This is a genomic window from Adlercreutzia shanghongiae, from assembly GCF_035830635.1.
GTDB lineage: Bacteria > Actinomycetota > Coriobacteriia > Coriobacteriales > Eggerthellaceae > Adlercreutzia > Adlercreutzia shanghongiae.
On sequence record NZ_JAYMFI010000003.1, the window covers coordinates 306,696 to 322,462 of the forward strand.

At 63.9% G+C, this 15,767-nt stretch carries 14 protein-coding genes; 13 read left to right on the forward strand and 1 reads right to left on the reverse strand.

Going from position 1 to position 15,767, the window contains the following annotated elements:
• Positions 1 to 74: 74 nt before the first annotated feature.
• The 6 genes from VJ923_RS03335 to VJ923_RS03360 all read left to right on the forward strand — a co-directional run bounded on the left by VJ923_RS03335 (position 75) and on the right by VJ923_RS03360 (position 7,092).
• Positions 75 to 1,745 (forward strand): FAD-dependent oxidoreductase, encoded by a 1,671-nt coding sequence (locus VJ923_RS03335; protein ID WP_326438511.1) that lies wholly within the window; start codon positions 75 to 77, stop codon positions 1,743 to 1,745.
• Entirely contained in the window at positions 1,745 to 2,227 is a 483-nt protein-coding gene (locus tag VJ923_RS03340; RefSeq protein WP_326438513.1) for a hypothetical protein, read from the forward strand. The genes VJ923_RS03335 and VJ923_RS03340 overlap by 1 nt, the downstream gene beginning before the upstream one ends.
• A 198-nt stretch (positions 2,228 to 2,425) precedes the next feature.
• The gene (locus VJ923_RS03345) at positions 2,426 to 3,997 is read left to right on the forward strand and encodes a helicase HerA-like domain-containing protein (RefSeq protein WP_326438515.1); all 1,572 of its coding nucleotides are present in this window, start codon (positions 2,426 to 2,428) and stop codon (positions 3,995 to 3,997) included.
• 27 nt (positions 3,998 to 4,024) lie between these two features.
• Positions 4,025 to 4,873: a glycoside hydrolase family 25 protein gene (locus VJ923_RS03350; protein ID WP_326438517.1), complete on the forward strand. Its 849-nt coding sequence runs from the start codon at positions 4,025 to 4,027 to the stop codon at positions 4,871 to 4,873.
• A gap of 172 nt (positions 4,874 to 5,045) precedes the next feature.
• Positions 5,046 to 6,107, forward strand: a complete 1,062-nt coding sequence (locus VJ923_RS03355) for a nucleoid-associated protein (protein ID WP_326438519.1) — start codon at positions 5,046 to 5,048, stop codon at positions 6,105 to 6,107.
• Positions 6,108 to 6,234: 127 nt separating this feature from the next.
• A complete protein-coding gene (locus VJ923_RS03360; RefSeq protein ID WP_326438521.1) occupies positions 6,235 to 7,092 on the forward strand; it encodes a pyridoxamine kinase in 858 nt (285 codons plus the stop codon).
• 165 nt (positions 7,093 to 7,257) lie between these two features.
• On the opposite strand, the gene VJ923_RS03365 is transcribed toward VJ923_RS03360, so the two are convergent.
• The gene (locus VJ923_RS03365; RefSeq protein WP_326438524.1) at positions 7,258 to 9,105 is read right to left on the reverse strand and encodes an FAD-binding protein; all 1,848 of its coding nucleotides are present in this window, start codon (positions 9,103 to 9,105) and stop codon (positions 7,258 to 7,260) included.
• A gap of 399 nt (positions 9,106 to 9,504) precedes the next feature.
• Here VJ923_RS03365 and VJ923_RS03370 point away from each other — a divergent pair, with 399 nt between their 5' ends.
• The 7 genes from VJ923_RS03370 (at position 9,505) to VJ923_RS03400 (ending at position 15,698) form a co-directional block, all read left to right on the forward strand.
• A complete protein-coding gene (locus VJ923_RS03370; RefSeq protein ID WP_326438525.1) occupies positions 9,505 to 11,106 on the forward strand; it encodes a helix-turn-helix transcriptional regulator in 1,602 nt (533 codons plus the stop codon).
• Positions 11,107 to 11,173: 67 nt separating this feature from the next.
• Positions 11,174 to 11,488, forward strand: coding sequence for a hypothetical protein (locus VJ923_RS03375; protein ID WP_326438527.1), 315 nt, complete (start codon positions 11,174 to 11,176; stop codon positions 11,486 to 11,488).
• Positions 11,472 to 11,930, forward strand: coding sequence for a type II toxin-antitoxin system VapC family toxin (locus VJ923_RS03380; protein ID WP_326438529.1), 459 nt, complete (start codon positions 11,472 to 11,474; stop codon positions 11,928 to 11,930). Before VJ923_RS03375 ends, VJ923_RS03380 begins: the two co-directional genes overlap by 17 nt.
• A gap of 27 nt (positions 11,931 to 11,957) precedes the next feature.
• Positions 11,958 to 12,734, forward strand: a complete 777-nt coding sequence (locus tag VJ923_RS03385) for a hypothetical protein (protein WP_326438531.1) — start codon at positions 11,958 to 11,960, stop codon at positions 12,732 to 12,734.
• 174 nt (positions 12,735 to 12,908) lie between these two features.
• Positions 12,909 to 13,397 (forward strand): hypothetical protein, encoded by a 489-nt coding sequence (locus VJ923_RS03390; protein WP_326438533.1) that lies wholly within the window; start codon positions 12,909 to 12,911, stop codon positions 13,395 to 13,397.
• A 236-nt stretch (positions 13,398 to 13,633) separates the two neighbouring features.
• The gene (locus tag VJ923_RS03395; RefSeq protein ID WP_326438535.1) at positions 13,634 to 14,920 is read left to right on the forward strand and encodes an ATP-binding protein; all 1,287 of its coding nucleotides are present in this window, start codon (positions 13,634 to 13,636) and stop codon (positions 14,918 to 14,920) included.
• 130 nt (positions 14,921 to 15,050) lie between these two features.
• Positions 15,051 to 15,698: a methyltransferase domain-containing protein gene (locus tag VJ923_RS03400; RefSeq protein WP_326438537.1), complete on the forward strand. Its 648-nt coding sequence runs from the start codon at positions 15,051 to 15,053 to the stop codon at positions 15,696 to 15,698.
• Positions 15,699 to 15,767: the final 69 nt, after the last annotated feature.

Below are 15,767 nucleotides of genomic sequence, written 5' to 3' on the forward strand. Positions count from 1 at the left end.
GGAATCTCGAAGCCGTCGCTTCGCACACAAGGCGTGGGAGCGACTTGTTCGAAAGAATATGGAGGGAAGAAAGAATGACTACGAGCATTTCTCGACGTAATCTGCTCAAGGGCGCTGCGTTTTCCGCCGCCGGCGTGGCTGCGCTCGGCATGGCCGGATGCGCTCCGCAGACCGAGGGCGCCAAGAGCGACGCCGCTCTGTCCGAGACCGGTGAGGCCGCCAAGCACACCTGGGAAGTGAAGCCCGAGCCCATCGCGGCCGATCAGATTTCCGAGACCGTCGACACCGAGGTCCTCATTATTGGTGGCGGCTATTCCGGCACCTGCTGCGCGCTGAGCGCTGCTGAGAACGGCGCCAAGGTCATCTTGGTTGAGAAGGACGCCGTACTCAACGGCCATGGCGTGGGCGGCACGGGCGCCATCGCCTCTCGTGCCCTGGATGATCTGGGTTTGAAGTTCGATAAGTCGCTGGAGATGGAGCGCTGGGTGTCTACCTGTGGCAATCGCTGCCGCGAGTCGCTTGTGGGCAAGTGGTTCCGCGAGTCTGAGCGCTGCATGAACTGGTTTTTGGACATGGCCGAGGCCAACGGCGCCAACTGCATGGTGACGGTGGGCTCCAACTCCACGGTGCACCCCGAGATTGCCTGCTATCACTTTATGTCCGGTGGCCCGATCTTCGAAGAGCACTCCATGGCCGACTTTGTCGAGTACATGTTCGAGGCTGAGGCCTTGAAGGCCGGCGCCGAGTTCGTCTACGAGATGCCCGCCGTGCAGCTTGTGCAGGACGAGTCCGGCCGTGTGACCGGTGCCATCTGCCAGGACAAGGACGGCAACTACGTGCAGTACAACGCTTCTGCCGGCGTCGTGCTCGCCACGGGAGACATCAGCTACAACGATGAGTACATCGAGGAATTCGCGCCGGTGGCCAATCGCGTGTTCACTCGCCTGTGCTCCGATCAGGGCAACGTGGGCGACGGCCACAACATGGCCGCTTGGGCCGGTGGTGCGTTCCAGGAGGGCCCCTGGCCGACCATGATGCACCCGCAGGCAGCCGCCACCTTCCATGGCCCCTTCCTGTTCGTCAACCCCGACGGCAAGCGCTTCATGAACGAGGCCACCTGGGTGCAGGGCAAGTGCCTGGGCGTGATGTACAACGGCGGCGCTGACCACGCCTGGTCCATCTTCGATGCCAACTGGCAGAAGGATCTGCTGGGCTCGCTGGAGCACGGCGGCGGCATGTTCTGGGATACGTTCCGCCCCTACGGCTCCGATTACCAGGCTGCCGTCGACGGCCACACGGGAACGGTGGAGAACGGCCTGACCGACGTGCCGGATTACTACAAGCGCGCCGACACGCTCGATGAGCTCGCCGAGCTCATCGAGGTGGACCCGGCCGAGCTGAAGGCGACCGTCGAGCGCTACAACCAGCTGTGCAAGCAGGGCGAGGACACCGACTTCTTCAAGGAGAACCACTTCCTGTTCCCCATTGAGCAGGGCCCCTTCACGGCTTGCATGGTGGCTCCGGGTCTGCTGTCGGTTGTGGGCGGCATCCACATCTCCGATAACTTCGAGGTGCTCACCGCCGAAGACGAGCCCATCCCCGGCCTGTACGCTATCGGTAACTGCGCTGGCGACATCTACGCGGTGGACTACCCGATCAACATCCAGGGCAACAGCCACGGCCGCTGCCTGGTTGAGGGCAAGTGCCTCGGCGAGCAGCTGGCCGGCGTGTACCAGGAGATCTAGTGTCGGTCGATCAGGCTTTCGAGCGACTTTCGCAGCTCTATGACGAGCTGCCGGCGATGGAAGAGAAGGGCGCTGCTTTGGCACGCGCCCTCTCCGCCCAGGAGATTGACCGGCTGCGTCGGGCTGTTTCGGCCCGCAAGGCGCAGCTGACCGAGGCGGAGGCCCATGTGGTCGCTGCCCAGACAGCGCTGGAGCGCGCAGTGGCCGAAGAGGCGCCCGACGAGGAGCGCTACGAGCTGAACCGCCAGGTGATGCTCGCCGGTATGGAGCGCGGCTACCGCATCGGGCCCTTCCAGAACGCTGAGCGCGACCTGGCCCGGACGCTTGAGGCCAGTCCTTTTGCCTCGATTGAGGAGGCGAAGGCGGCGCTGATGCCCGCGTCTGAGTTGGACGGGCTCAAGCGGGAAGTGGCGGCCTACCAGCGCGATTATGCCGAGGCTTTGGCGCAATGCCAGGCCTACGAGTCGAACGAAGAGCTGTAACCGCCTTCTGCGAACGAGGCGCTCTCCCTCCCTGGCGCCTCCGATTTTGACGAGCCGCCCGGCCTTGTGCCGGGCGGTTTTTTGTTCAAGCCCCAGGCGAAACGGTATGCCAACGGGTTCGCGGGGCGGGCGCGGGGGCGGGACGGCTCCCGTATCATGGGGGCAACGACGCTTATCCCCTCGTGTCAGGAGGACCTCATGCTCGAAGGCGACAAAATCAAGGTAGCACAGGGGGAGAACCCCTGCTATCTGCTATTGAACCAGGCGAACCGCCACGGGCTTATCGCGGGCGCTTCAGGCACGGGCAAGACGGTCACCATGAAGGTGCTGGCCGAGGGGTTCGCCCAGGCCGGCGTGCCGGTGTTCATGGCCGACGTGAAAGGCGACGTCACCGGCATGGCCGAGCCCGGCGAGGATACTGAGAAGATTCGCGAGCGCGCCGCCTCTCTGGGTGCTGCGGGCTGGACGCCGCGCGGCTGCGATGTGCGCCTGTGGGACATGCTCGGCGGCGCCGGCATTCCCGTGCGCATTACCATCTCCGACATGGGGCCCGACCTGCTGGCCCGCCTGCTCGGCCTCACCGATGTGCAGCGCGGCGTGCTGGCCATCGCCTTCCGCCTAGCCGACGATAACAACATGCTGCTCATCGACTTGAAGGACCTGCGCGCCATGCTGGGCTACCTGGCCGAACATGCAAGCGAGGTGGAAACCCTCTACGGGCGCGTGTCGTCGCAGTCCGTCGGCGCCATCCAGCGTGCGTTGCTCACGGTGGAGGAACAGGGCGGCGACATCTTCTTCGGCGAACCGGCCCTTGACATCACTGATTGGCTCGTGACCGACGAGGCCGGTCAGGGCACCGTGAACATCCTGAACGCGGCAAAGCTCATGGCGTCTCCCCAGGTGTATGCCATGTTCCTGCTGTGGATGCTCAGCGAAGTCTACGAGATGCTGCCCGAGGCGGGCGACCTTCCCAAGCCCAAGCTCGTGTTCTTCTTCGACGAGGCCCACCTGCTCTTCGACGGCATGCCCAAGGAGCTCACCGACAAGATTGTGCAGACGGTGAAGCTCATCCGCTCCAAGGGCGTCGGCGTCTACTTCATCAGCCAATCGCCCTCCGACATTCCCGACGAGGTGCTCGCTCAGCTTTCCAACCGCATCCAGCACGGCCTGCGCGCCTACACGCCCGCCGAGCAGAAAGCGGTGAAGGCGGCCGCAGCGGCCTTCCGCGCGAACCCGGCCTTCGATTCCGCCGAGGCGCTTCTGGAAGTGGGAACCGGCGAGGCGCTGGTGTCGCTGCTGAACGAGGATGGTCAGCCGTGCGTGGTGGAGCGCGCCAAGGTGCTGCCGCCGGAGTGCAATATGGGAGCCGCCAGCGCCGAGACGCTAGCAAAGGTGGCCGAGGCCCAGGCTCAGCTCGTAGAGAAGTACGGCGAGGCTATCGACCGCGAGAGCGCCTACGAGAAGATTGCCGCCGAAAAAAGCGCTGCCGCCGAGGCCGATGAGCTGGCCGCTGAGCGAGCCCAGTTGGAAAAGGAGCGTGCCGCGTTCGAGAAGCAGAAAGCCGCCGAAGAGGCCCGCGTCGCCAAGGCCGCGGCCAAAGAAGAGGAACGCGCTGCCAAGGCCGCAGAAAAGGAGGCCGAGCGTGCGGCCCGCGCCGCCGAGAAGCAGCGCGACCAGGCTATGAAAACGGTCAGTTCCGTCATCGGGCAAATCGGCCGCGAGACCAGCCGCCAGCTTTTGCGTGGACTGTTTGGGAACTTGCGGAAGTAGGTTAAACCCTGGATTACAATGGCGCTCATGAATTCGAACGAGCGAGATATTACCCTGCCGCAGCGATCCCTGCGCCTTACCCGTCGCAGCTTTGTTGCCGGAGCTGCGTGCGCTATGGCGGGGCTTCTCGTCGGCTGCGGCTCTTCGTCCGAGCCGTCAAAGGTGGCCGAAATCGCGCCCTATGTGAGCCCCTACGATTGGGCGGGCCTCACCCGCGACGGCGACAAGCTGGAGTATTTCGAAGATGGCGAGCTTCGTTCGCGTTGGGGCATTGACGTGTCGGAGCACCAGGGCAACGACATCGACTGGTCTGCCGTAGCCGACGCTGGCGTGCAGTTCTCCTTCGCCCGTATTGGCAATCGCGGCGCTACTGAGGGCGCGCTTTCCGCCGACGAGTTCTTCTACCAAAACGCCATCCGCGCCTGCGAGGCGGGCATCGAGGTGAGCGCCTACTTCTTCTCCCAGGCCATTAACGAGGACGAGGCGCGCGAGGAAGCGGAATTCGCCTTGGCCAACCTGCGCGAAACCGAAGCCGCCGGTGCCACCTTCGTCTCTGTTGCCTACGACCACGAACCGGTGGAAATCGACGGCGCTCGGGCCAACGGGCTGTCCGGCGACCAGCTGACCGCCAACGCTCGCGTCTTCTGCGAGGTCATCGCTGCGGCGGGCTATAAGCCCCTGCTCTACGGAAACCAGCGCGATCTGCTGCGCCTCTCGCCCGAGCTGCGCGAGGCCTACCCCGTGTGGCTTGCCGAATACGGCGCGGAAAGCCCGACGGCACCGTTCGATTTCGTCATCTGGCAGTACACCAACGCCGGCTCGGTTCCCGGTATCCCCACCGACGTCGACCTCAACCTGTGGCTGGAGCCGCAATAAGGGAATCTTCTTTATAATGGCATTTATACGAATCGGTTTGCGTGCGCCTCAAATCGTCATTTTCTGCCAAGCTTCTGACCAGGCATTATGCTGAATAACAGCAGGTCAGAGGCTCGTTTTTCGATGGCAGAAAAAGTCGATTTGAGGCGCATACCCTTGGAAAGAGAGCTCCATGATCATCAACAACGCCATTCTGCACGTGTTCGATTTCGTGTCTTGCGTGAACGTGTTCGCCCAAGCGCCGATGGATTTCGCGAACAAGACGGCCAAGCGCTACGTCACATCTCAGGCCAAGCGCGCGCTGAGCAACCTGGATAGCAAGCGCGGCACCTTCGCGGCCAACAGCCTGTTTGCCGAGGAGCTGCGCGCCTACTTCCGCGGCGAGCGCGATTTCGTGGGGTTGTCCCAGCAAATTGGCGAGTTTGTTGTGGGCGAGCTGTCGCGCATGGAGAAGACTCCCTCCACCGACCTGCTCGTCATCGACTTCGAAGGCGATACCGACCAAACCGTGCGCGAGATGACCGACGAGGAGGCCGAGGCTGCCTACAAGGCCCGTGGTCCGCGCTACTTCGCCATCATCTTGCTGGAGAGCCGCCAGGCCTACATGCACGAGGTGGGTAGCAATGACTTCGGCGATACGGCTACCACCATCGCGCGGCATCATGCCATTCTGCCGAATCCGTCGCAGAAGGTGGCGTCCTTCGCGCTCATTTCTGCCGATGACATGGCTGTGTGGTTCGTGGACAAAGAGCGCGAAATCGCCGGCGAGAAGCGCTGGTTCATTCCCGATGACCTACTGCAGTGCTCCATGGAAGCCTCGTCGCGCGAAGTGCTTGAGGCGGTGACCACGGTGGTGGAAGAGGTGGCCGAGGAGTTCGGTGCCAACACCGCTGTGGCCCTATCGCGTGCCAAGGCCTACGTGGCCGAAAACGCCGACGAATCCGATGAGGTGGACGCACACGAGCTGGGTCGCGAGGTGTTCGCCGACCAGCCGCGCGTGGCCGAGCGCTTCGAACGCGCCGTGGGCGAGGGCGCTATCCCCGAGCGCGTCGTGGTGGAGAAGGTCGTGGCCAAGCGCGTGACCCGCAACCACAAAATTCGTACCGATACGGGCATCGAGGTCACCTTCCCCGCCGAGTACGGCGAGAACTCCGATTTCATCGAGTTCTTCAGCACCCCCGACGGGCGCATTGAAATCGCACTCAAGAATATCGGCTCCATAGAGAACCGCTAGAGCAAAACGACGCTGTGCCATCGGAAAAAGCGAAGGCCGCACCGGGTTCAAGAGGGCTAGAATGGGGAGCGATTTTTTGAGCCTGCAGGTGCCGACCATGCGGCCGGCTGATTTCGAAGGGACGCTCATGACAAACCTCTACGAACGCGAAGGTGCCTACATCCCCCGTGTCGCTGCCATCCACGACCTGTGCGGCTACGGCAAGTGCTCGCTCGGCGTGGCCATTCCCGTGCTGTCGGCGGCTGGTTGCGACGTGTGCCCGGTGCCCACGGGCCTGTTCTCCAGCCACACGGCCTTCCCCGGCTGGTACATGCACGACACCACCGACATTTTGGGCGACTATCTGGCGGCCTGGGCCGGCATCGGCGTGGAGTTGGACGCGGTGTACTCCGGGTTCCTCGGCGCGCCGGAGCAGGTGGACATCATCCGGCACGTGTGGGACACCTACCCGGATGCCCTGCGCGTGGTGGATCCGGTCATGGCCGACCACGGGAAGGTGTATCCCACCTACACCCCCGAGCTGGTGGCGGCCATGTGCGAGCTGGCCAACGGGGCCGACATCCTCACGCCGAACCTCACCGAGGCGGCCATCATCTTGGGCCGCGAGTGGGAAGGCGCCGACGTGGATGAGGAAACCGTGCGCGCCATGATGCTGGAGCTGCGCGAGCGCGGCGCGAAGAACGTGGTGCTGAAGGGCATCGAGCACGGCGACGGGCTCATCCACAACTACGTGTGGGGCGACTCGGTGGACTTCACCGAGACCACCAACGCCAAGCTGCCCTACATGCTCCACGGCACCGGCGACGTGTTCGCGAGCACCCTTCTGGCCGCGGTGATGGCCGGGCGCGATTTGGCCGAGGCCACGCGCTTCGCCGCCGACTTCACGGCCGACGCCATGGTGGTGTCTGCCAAGCAGCCTAACTTCGAGGCCCGCGGCGTAAGCTTCGAGCCGTTGCTGGGCAAGGTGTCCGACCTTCTGGGGTAAGCCCGATCGCAAGAAGCGCCCCGCGGAGGGGCGGGGCGCTTGGAGGGGGAGGGTAAGTTTTGAGGCGAGCGTTCGGGCGCCGGCCGTAAGGCCTGCGCCCGACGGCGGAGAATCAGCGAACTGATGGCCTGCGCGGCTGGATGCCCGCTGATTCGCGTTTGCTCGCTAGTTCGTGGCGGCGTGCTTGCCGGCCACGCGGCCGCTGGTCATGGCGTTGCCCATGTTGTTGCCGGCCGAGGGGCAGTTGTAGGCGTTGCCGTAGCGCTCGCCCATGGTGTTGCCCACGGCGTACAGGCCGGGAATCACCGCGTTCTTGTCGGCGGTCAGCACCTGGTAGTTGCCGTTCACGCACAGGCCGGCCAGGGTGTTCAGGCCCGGACCGTACAGGTTCGGGGTGTTCTGGGCGGCAATGTAGAACGGAGCCTCGTCGATAGGGATGAGGTTATTGGCCGGCTTGCCGAAGTCGGTGTCCTTGCCGGCGGCGCACAGCTCGTTGTAGCGCTCCACGGCGGCCTTCGCGTTCTCCAGGGCCTCGCCTTCCAAGCCGGCGTTCTTCAGCACCTCTTCCACCGTGCTGCCCACGAACACGTCGTTGGTCATGGCCATGCCGCGGTTGGCGATCTCCAGACCGCGCACGTTCACGGTGCCGGCCGCCGGGTCAGCGGCATCCATCTGGGCTTGATATTCCTCGATGCCCTCGGGGAAGCCCCAGTTGGGAGCGCCGTGGTCCAGGCCGCCTGCCTTAATGTAGTCCATGTGCTTCTTGTCCATAATGGCGAAGTTGCCGCGCATGGCGCCTTCCAGATTGATGGGCTGGCGCACCGACTGAGCCAGCACTAGGCCGGCGAAGGACTCGTTCATGAAGCGCTCGCCCTTGCAGTTCAGCCACAGGCAGGGCGTAGAACCCCAGGGGCCGAAGGAGATGGAGGGAGCGTCGCCGGCCACGGGACGCGGGTGGCTCTCGATGGCACCGCCGGCCCAGCAGCCCATCTTGTGGCCCGAGCCGTCGCAGTCGGTCATGCCGGTCAGCATCTCGCGATCGACGCCGTGGCGCATGGCGTTCTCGGCGCACTCGCTGCACAGCTCCCACACCATGTCGGTGTTGGCACCGAAGTCGCCGGTGGCCAGGATGACGCCCTTGGCGGCGTTGAACTGCACGTAGTTGCCGTCGGCGTCCTGGGCGATAACCCCGGTCACGGCGCCGGACTCGTCGTTTACGCAGCGCACGGCGGTCATGCCGCAGTTCCATACGGCGCCCAGATCCTCGGCGGCGTCGCGGCAGTAGGTCTCGATCTCAGTCAGGCGCGAGATGCCGGTCAGGCCGGCCTTGCCCACGGGCTGGGCGTTCTGCGTGCCCACGGTCTGCACGGTGGAGGCCCACATCTTGTAGCCGGAAATCTCCACCGGGTAATCGGAGCCGTTGGGCTTGTCGTAGGCGATCTGCACGATGCACTCGTTGCCCGCGTAGTCGAACACGTTGGAGGTGTCGGGAATAAGCGACGCCAGATTGTCCATCATCTCTCCGGAGTTGTACACGAACGAGCGGATGACCTCGGTGTTGCAGCGGCCATTGGCGCGGCGCACGTACTCGTTCACGATCTCGTCCAGATCGTACGGGCCGAAGCCCCAGCTCTGCAGCAGCTCGGAGTTGTAGGAGCAGATGTCGTCGCCGCGGTAGACGATCTCGCCGTCGTTGTGCTTCTCGATGACGGCCACCTTCGCGCCCTGCTGGGCTGCGGCCAAGGCTGCCTGGGTGCCGGCATGGCCGCCGCCGACCACAACTACGTCGAAGTCCTGGGTGTCGGCAACATCGGCGATTTCGGGGGCGGCGCCCAGCCAATCCTCGTCGCACATATAGAAGTCGGGGCGAGTGGCGGCAGTGCCGGTGGTGCTCAGCTCGCCGGTGGCGGCGGCTTCCGTCTTCGCCTGGGGCGCGCAGCCGGCCAGACCCATCACGCCCAGCACGCCTGCGGCGCCGGCACCCACGATGAAGTTCCTACGAGACAGTTCCATGATTCCCTCTCCTTATCAATCGACTATCGGAATCGGCAGCGCGGCGGTTGAAGCCGGCCTCGCTGCGGGTCGCGCAGCGGCGAATCCGTTGCGCTGCGCCCATCATGCCGCGCCGACTCGTGCGCTGCCATCCGAAAAAGCGTCGATATTTCCCGTTCAAGGTGGTTGGAACGCCTCAACGCTTTTACGTATTTTCTCATTGAGTCTCGGAGTTTTCCCAGGTGAGGCAAGTTGCAGGGAATAATCTTGAGCAAATGCCTGGTATAATGCCCCGAGCATCACCGGGCTGTCTCCTGCGCGCTCGGGCGATGGTTTGGGAGTGGGAAGATCCGCGCGCGGGGCTGCGATGCGGGAAGGTCGCGCAGTTCGGCAATTGTCGCGCGGGAGAGGGAGAGGCGCATGATGACGAAGTCCTTTGCGGCGGCCGTGAGGCCCCGGCCGTCCCGCGGGCTGTTGGTCCTGCTGGTGCTGGGGTTGGCGGGATTGTTCTCGTCGCTGCTCATCTATTCGGGAACGGTCATCGGCTTCTTGCGATTTCCCGTGTTCAGAATCGATGTGGCTCCTGCGGGTTTCATGGGGCTGTTCGCCGAGACTACCTTGCTCGTGGCCACTCTGGTGGGCGTCGCGTTGGTGGCGGTAAGCGCCCGGCGTATTCGACCCATCCCCTTCACGGCTTTGGGGGCCTGCGCTGCCGTGGCGTATTTGTGCTGTGCTCTGGGCTTCGGATTCGCGTGCTACTTCGCCGTTGACGTGCCGGCGGTGTACCCTTTGCTGGGCGTTGCCGCGGGTGTGGCCGACGGTGGGCTGGTGCTGGTGTGGGGGCGCGTGTGCGCCCGGCGCCTGTCCATGCGCTTGGCGCTTGTGATGGTGGGAGCGGCCTCGGCGTTGTCGGCGGGGATTGATTTTCTGTACGGTTGCCTGCCGCTGGAAGGCATGCTGGCTTTGCTGTTCGTGTGCTCGGCCCTGGCGGTTGTGATTCCCCTGGCGGTTCACGAACCCCAAATGGCGGAAGGGGCCTTCGAGTCCGAAAGTCTTTCGGACGCGGTGTCCAGCGCGCCGGAAGAGGGCCACCCCACGCTCGAGTCGCGCCCGGCTTTGGCGTCGTTGTTCGATGTGGCGGGGATGTCCAGCTTGGGGCTGGTGGCGTTCGCCTTCGTTATGGCGGTGATGCGCACGGCCTTCAACGAGGGCCAGGGCGCGTACCTGGGGGCCTTGGCGCTGTCGGGGGCGGGCATCGTGGTCTTCGCGCTGCTGAAGCGCGGGCCCTTTCTGCTGCCCGGCGGCCTGCAGCAGACTTTTCTGCCCATCTGCGCCCTGGTGGTGCTGGCGGGCGGCAGCATCACGGCCACGTTGGATGCGGGGGCGGCGGTGTCGGATTGGCTGACCTACGGGCTGTACTCGGTGGCTGCTGTGCTGACCCTGGCCACGCTGTGCGCCGTGGCCCATGCGGGGGAGTTCTCGGCCGACTTGGTGTTCTCGGTGGCGCTGTGCGCGTTTTGCGGCGCATCGTTTATCGGTCAGCAGGTAGGCGGGGCGCTGCCCGACGAGATGATTTCCGTAGCCGTTACCGTCACTACCACGTTGTATGCCTTTGCGCTGGTGCTGGTGTCCTATGTGCGTCGGCGGTCGGAGGCGCAAGGCGCTTTGTCCGAAGCCGATGGCGCCTTGCCGGTGGAGGATCGAGCCGTTTGGGGCGGCGGCCCTGCCGATGGCGCTGCTTCGGAAATGGGCGTCGCTCTTTCTCCCGAAGTTTCGGGCGCATCCGTTGTCGCGGAAGCCGCCAGCTTGGCGCAACGGTGCGCTGCGCTGGCCGCCGCGCATGGCCTGACGGCTCGCGAGCGCGAGATTCTGCCGTATTTGGCCGAGGGGCACAACGGGTCTTACATCGCCAGCGTGCTGTTCATCTCGCCGAACACGGCCCGTACGCACATCCACAACATCTACCGCAAGCTGGACGTATCCTCCCGCGAGGACATTCTGCGGCTGACACGATCAAGATGATTGACGACTACTCTCGGTTGCCATAGAATGTCATACGTCAGACATTCTTGATGGCAGGAGGGGTTCTATGAGCAGAATGGTTTCCGCGCGTATCCCCGATGCCCTGTTCGATCAGGGCTGCGCTCGCTTGGAGGAGCTGGGGGCAACTCAGACCCAGCTTGTCAAGGCCGCTTTCGATTACCTGCTGGCGGAGCGATCCCTGCCGTATGCGCCGTCGAGTAAGAAAAAGGCGGTTCGGAAGGAGCTTTCTCCCGAGCAACGGCGGCTGTTCTCGGCCAAGCTGTCGTCGTGCCAGCTGGGCATCGACATCCCCTCCGATGTGGCCTACGCCAAGAAGGTGGCCCACGAAGCGCGGGAGGCCAAGTATGAAGCTGTTTCTTGACACCAACGCCCTTATCGATCTGACGGCGCCGCGTGAACCTTATGCCTCAGATGTGAGGCGGCTCTGCCTCGCCGCCCATTTCGGAGACGTTCAGCTCTGGACGACCACGCAATCCTATGCCGACGCCTACTATGTTCTGTGCCGAAGCGCCTCGGAGTCGGAGGTCAAGCAGGCGCTTATCGCGACACTGGAGTTCTTTCTCGTCTCGGGGACGTTCGCTGCCGATTTGAAGCCGGCGCTCCAGTCGGAGTGGCGCGATGTGAAAGATTACCTGATCGCCCATGCGGCTTTGCGTAGCGGCGCGGAGCTCTTTATCACGCGCGATAGCGAGCTGGCGGATAAGAGCCCCGTGAGGGCGATGACCGCGGCGGAAGCACTGCACTATTTGGAAGATGAGCTGGGCCTCGTGTACGACGAGATTTCGCTGGCGCCGGAGGATTAGGAGCGGAATGTTCCGAGAGGTTCTGGGATGCTGTTTCTTCTAACGGGTGAGGTGCAAATAGGGAAGACCCGCTGGCTGGAGTCGCTGGTGGCGGAGCTGTACGCGCGCGGCGTGCCCTGCGCGGGGGTACTGGCGCCGGGGCAGTGGGTGCCTTCTGCCGGCGAGCGTGCCGATGCGAACGGCTACGAGAAGCTCGGCATCGATAACGTGCTCCTGCCCGGTGACGAGCACATCCCCTTCGCTCGCCGGGGCGACTTGGCCCGAGCGGAAGGTTCGTTCGACGAGGGCAGCCAGGCGGCCCGGGCGGAGCTGGCCTGGCATATTCCCGACGACGCCATTGCACGCGTGAACGCGCACTTCGCGCAGCTTGCCTCGCACGTTTCCGAACAGGGTGCCCCCGTGTCCTCGCGTGCCCCCGAGCAGCTCGCCGTTGAACCCGCGTGCCGTCCTGAGCAGAGCGCTTCCGCATCCCTGTGTCATCCCGAGCGAAACGATGTTGCACCCTCGTGTCATCCTGAGCGGAGCGCCGAAGGCGCGGAGCCGAAGGATCTCCCTCAGGCCCCCAGCCTTCTTGTGGTGGACGAGCTGGGGCGTTTGGAAATCTGGCGCGGCGGCGGCCTCACCGAAGCCGTGGCGCTGCTCGCCCAAGGACCTACGGCGACGTTTCCCCATGCGCTGGTGGTGGTGCGCGACTACCTGCTGGACGATGCCGAAGCCCTGCTCGCTCCCGCCTGGCCCGACCTCGCCCGCATCGCTCCCGACGACGAGGCCCGCGCCGCCGTTCTGGCAGCATGTGGCTGCTAGCGTGGAGACGGTCGCTTGCCGTTTCCCGCGGTGGGCATCCCGGCGACATCCCCTCGAGAGCCCGCTTGCGCGGGCTCTCTTCGTCTTACAACAATGAAAGCCGTTTGGTAAGGCGCGGACACGGAGAAGGGGCTATACTGGCAGCATGAATTTTCGATACAGGAGGTATCTTCCATGACCGACCAGCAGAACCCCTTCAGCAGCATGCCCGAGCCGCCCGCGGCGCCCGATCCGTCCCAGGCCTTCGATAGCGCGCAGTGCCAGGGGCAGGCCGCGCAGCAGCCTTACGGCGCCGGCCAGGGCGCCTATGATCCCTACCAGAGCCAGCCGCAGCAGCCCTATCAGGCTACCTACGAGCAGCCCCAGGTGTCTTATCAGCAGGTGTACGCCCAGCCGGTGGCCGCCGCGGCGCCGGCGCAGCTGTATCCCATGACCGACACCGATCGCAACCTGCGTCTGGTGGCCTTCATCTTCTGCGTCCTGTCGTTGGTGGGCTCGTGCTGGCTCATCATCCCGCTGGCGTGGATGATTCCCATGTCGGTTATCAGCTGGGGCATTTACAAGGGCACCAAGGCCAACACCGTCGCCTTCGGCGTATGCACCCTCATCTTCTGCTCGCTGGTGGCCGGTATCCTGCTCCTCTGCTCGAACAAAGACCGTTAGGTCGCTTGTTCACAACTCTTCAACCTCGTGACCGTTTATGTATCCCAAGGCGCGCCGGAGCCAACTGGCTCCGGCGCGCCTTCGCGCTCAAGGACGACACTTCACGACCGCGCCAGTTCTCCAGCTAGTAATCCTCGAAAAACACGATTGGAAATCCTCGAAAAACACGATTGGAAATCCTCGAAAAACACGATTGTGCTATGATTCACAATAACGAACTGGAGAAAGGCTAAGTCATGACGCATTATGGGCGATTGAAGCCACAGGGCTATCTTCCTCGCCAGATTGACGCCCTGGTTGAAAAGCGTCTCGCTGAGTTCGGCGCGGTGGAGATTCGGGGTACGCGTTGGTCGGGGAAGTCGTGGACGTCGCGTGCGTTCGCTGAGAGTGTCGTGCGCATCGATGAGGGGGTCGGCCTCTTCGAGGAGGACCCGGCTCTGGCGCTGCTTGGCGAGCGCCCCCATGCCATAGATGAGTGGCAGGACGTTCCTGCTATTTGGAATCACGTGCGCCATGCCGTGGATGACGCTGCCAACGCTCCCGGCCAGTACATTCTCACAGGGTCTTCCACTCCTCCTGAAAAAGGGGAGCTGCATAGCGGCGCTGGACGCATCTCCCGCATTCGCATGCGCACCATGACGTTGGCCGAGCGCGGAGTTTCCAATGGTGCCGTTTCGCTGAGGGGGCTTTTCGATGGCAGCTTCGCCCCAGCTGCCAACAGTGCGACCTTGGAAGACTATGCGGGCATCATCTGCCACGGCGGATGGCCCGCACTGTTGGGCGCTTCCGACGAGCGGGCTCAAGGGACCATCGGCGAATACCTCGATCTGCTTTTCGATGTGAGCATGAAGAAGATGGGCCGCGACCCCGTTCTTGCTCGTCGCGTTGCGGTGGCTCTTGCGCGCAATGTGGGGACGGCGGCCACCTTGAAAACACTGTGCGATGACGCCGCAGCGGGCGATCGGGCACCCACGGAGGAGACCGTTGCCGCCTATCTTGCCGACTTCTCCCTTAACTATTTTTTGGACGAGCTGCCTGGCTGGGACGCGCCGGTGAGATCGCGTTCGCGAGTGCGCACGAAGCCGAAGCGCTACTTGGATGACCCGTCTATGGCCGCGTCGCTTCTGTCGGTGGACTCGTCGCGCCTACTTGGCGATGGTCAGCTGTTCGGCGTGCTCTTCGAGTCGCTGTGTTATCACGATTTGGCGGTGTATGCGAGTCTGCTTCCCACTGCAGGCGCAGCGCCCGTAAGGTACTATGCGGACGCGGACGGTTTGGAAGTCGACCTTGTCATCGAATTGCGCGATGGCCGCTGGGCTGCCTTCGAGGTGAAAATGGGCGAGTCGAAGGTGGACGCTGCAGCCAAGAGCCTCAACCGCCTTCGGGCGAAGGTCGCTGCTAACCCAGCCGCGCGCAACAAGGAACCCGAGTTTCTAGCGGTGCTCGTGGCTGCCGGCTCCTATGCTCGCCGTCGCAAGGAAGATGGTATCTATGTTATTCCGCTGGCTACGCTAACGGCGTAGCCGCGCTGGGCCCCTGACGTCGTCGCGACATCGCCGATGGTGAACAAAGGGGGCGGTATGGCATGAGAAAGCGAAGTCGCGCGCGGAATGCGTAACGTTTCGCCGCCCCGTTTTATAAGGAGGTTGGACGATGAACGCCATTTGGGAAAGTCACTATGCCGGGTTGCCCGCAGAAGGCGGCGCTGCCAGTCGATGCTTTATGGCGTTGGAAGGGGTGACGTGGGCGGGAAAGCGCGTGCTGGATGTGGGCTGCCGTCGCGGTAAGGGCGTCTTCAAGCTGAGTGAGCGGGTGGGCACCGACGGCTATGTGGTCGGCGTCGATTGGCGGCCGGATTTCGTGAATGCGGCCCGGTTGGCGGTGCCGGCCGCCCTTCGGCGCAGCGGTTTGGCGACTAGCAATATGGAGTTCCGCGAAGCCTTCCCGGAAGATTTGGCCGCAGCCGGCCTAGCTGATGCGTCGTTCGATGTGGTGTATCTCAACAACGTCTGCGTGCTGTTCGCCGACTTTCCGCGCGTGCTGCGCGAATGCGCGCGCGTGCTGGTGCCGGATGGCCTGCTGGTGATGGAAGCTCCAGTGGCGGCCCAAAATCCGACTGAGGCAGATTTGGTCGCCGCTTACGCCGAGGGCGACAGCCTGAAAGCCGCCCGCACGCAGCAGCAGCTGGAAAGCTGGTTGTCCCAGGCGGGTTTTTGTCGACCTAGCACGAACGCACAGGGAGCCCCTTCTGGCGATGGGGAGGCGCAAATGGTTATCCTTCATGCGGAAAAGGCGAACTGACGAGAAGGCCTTCTCGGTCGCCAGATGCCGACGTGAGAGGACTTCACCTTCAGGGGGCTCGCCCTTCGC

What these genes read in the sequence shown, in the direction of transcription:
- VJ923_RS03365 (WP_326438524.1), bottom strand. Translation starts at nt 9,105, where the DNA reads ATGGAACTGTCTCGTAGGAACTTCATCGTGGGTGCCGGCGCCGCAGGC.
- VJ923_RS03375 (WP_326438527.1), top strand. Translation starts at nt 11,174, where the DNA reads ATGAGCAGAATGGTTTCCGCGCGTATCCCCGATGCCCTGTTCGATCAG.
- VJ923_RS03395 (WP_326438535.1), top strand. Translation starts at nt 13,634, where the DNA reads ATGACGCATTATGGGCGATTGAAGCCACAGGGCTATCTTCCTCGCCAG.
- VJ923_RS03385 (WP_326438531.1), top strand. Translation starts at nt 11,958, where the DNA reads ATGCTGTTTCTTCTAACGGGTGAGGTGCAAATAGGGAAGACCCGCTGG.
- VJ923_RS03345 (WP_326438515.1), top strand. Translation starts at nt 2,426, where the DNA reads ATGCTCGAAGGCGACAAAATCAAGGTAGCACAGGGGGAGAACCCCTGC.
- VJ923_RS03335 (WP_326438511.1), top strand. Translation starts at nt 75, where the DNA reads ATGACTACGAGCATTTCTCGACGTAATCTGCTCAAGGGCGCTGCGTTT.
- VJ923_RS03380 (WP_326438529.1), top strand. Translation starts at nt 11,472, where the DNA reads ATGAAGCTGTTTCTTGACACCAACGCCCTTATCGATCTGACGGCGCCG.
- VJ923_RS03370 (WP_326438525.1), top strand. Translation starts at nt 9,505, where the DNA reads ATGATGACGAAGTCCTTTGCGGCGGCCGTGAGGCCCCGGCCGTCCCGC.
- VJ923_RS03360 (WP_326438521.1), top strand. Translation starts at nt 6,235, where the DNA reads ATGACAAACCTCTACGAACGCGAAGGTGCCTACATCCCCCGTGTCGCT.
- VJ923_RS03355 (WP_326438519.1), top strand. Translation starts at nt 5,046, where the DNA reads ATGATCATCAACAACGCCATTCTGCACGTGTTCGATTTCGTGTCTTGC.
- VJ923_RS03350 (WP_326438517.1), top strand. Translation starts at nt 4,025, where the DNA reads ATGAATTCGAACGAGCGAGATATTACCCTGCCGCAGCGATCCCTGCGC.
- VJ923_RS03390 (WP_326438533.1), top strand. Translation starts at nt 12,909, where the DNA reads ATGACCGACCAGCAGAACCCCTTCAGCAGCATGCCCGAGCCGCCCGCG.
- VJ923_RS03400 (WP_326438537.1), top strand. Translation starts at nt 15,051, where the DNA reads ATGAACGCCATTTGGGAAAGTCACTATGCCGGGTTGCCCGCAGAAGGC.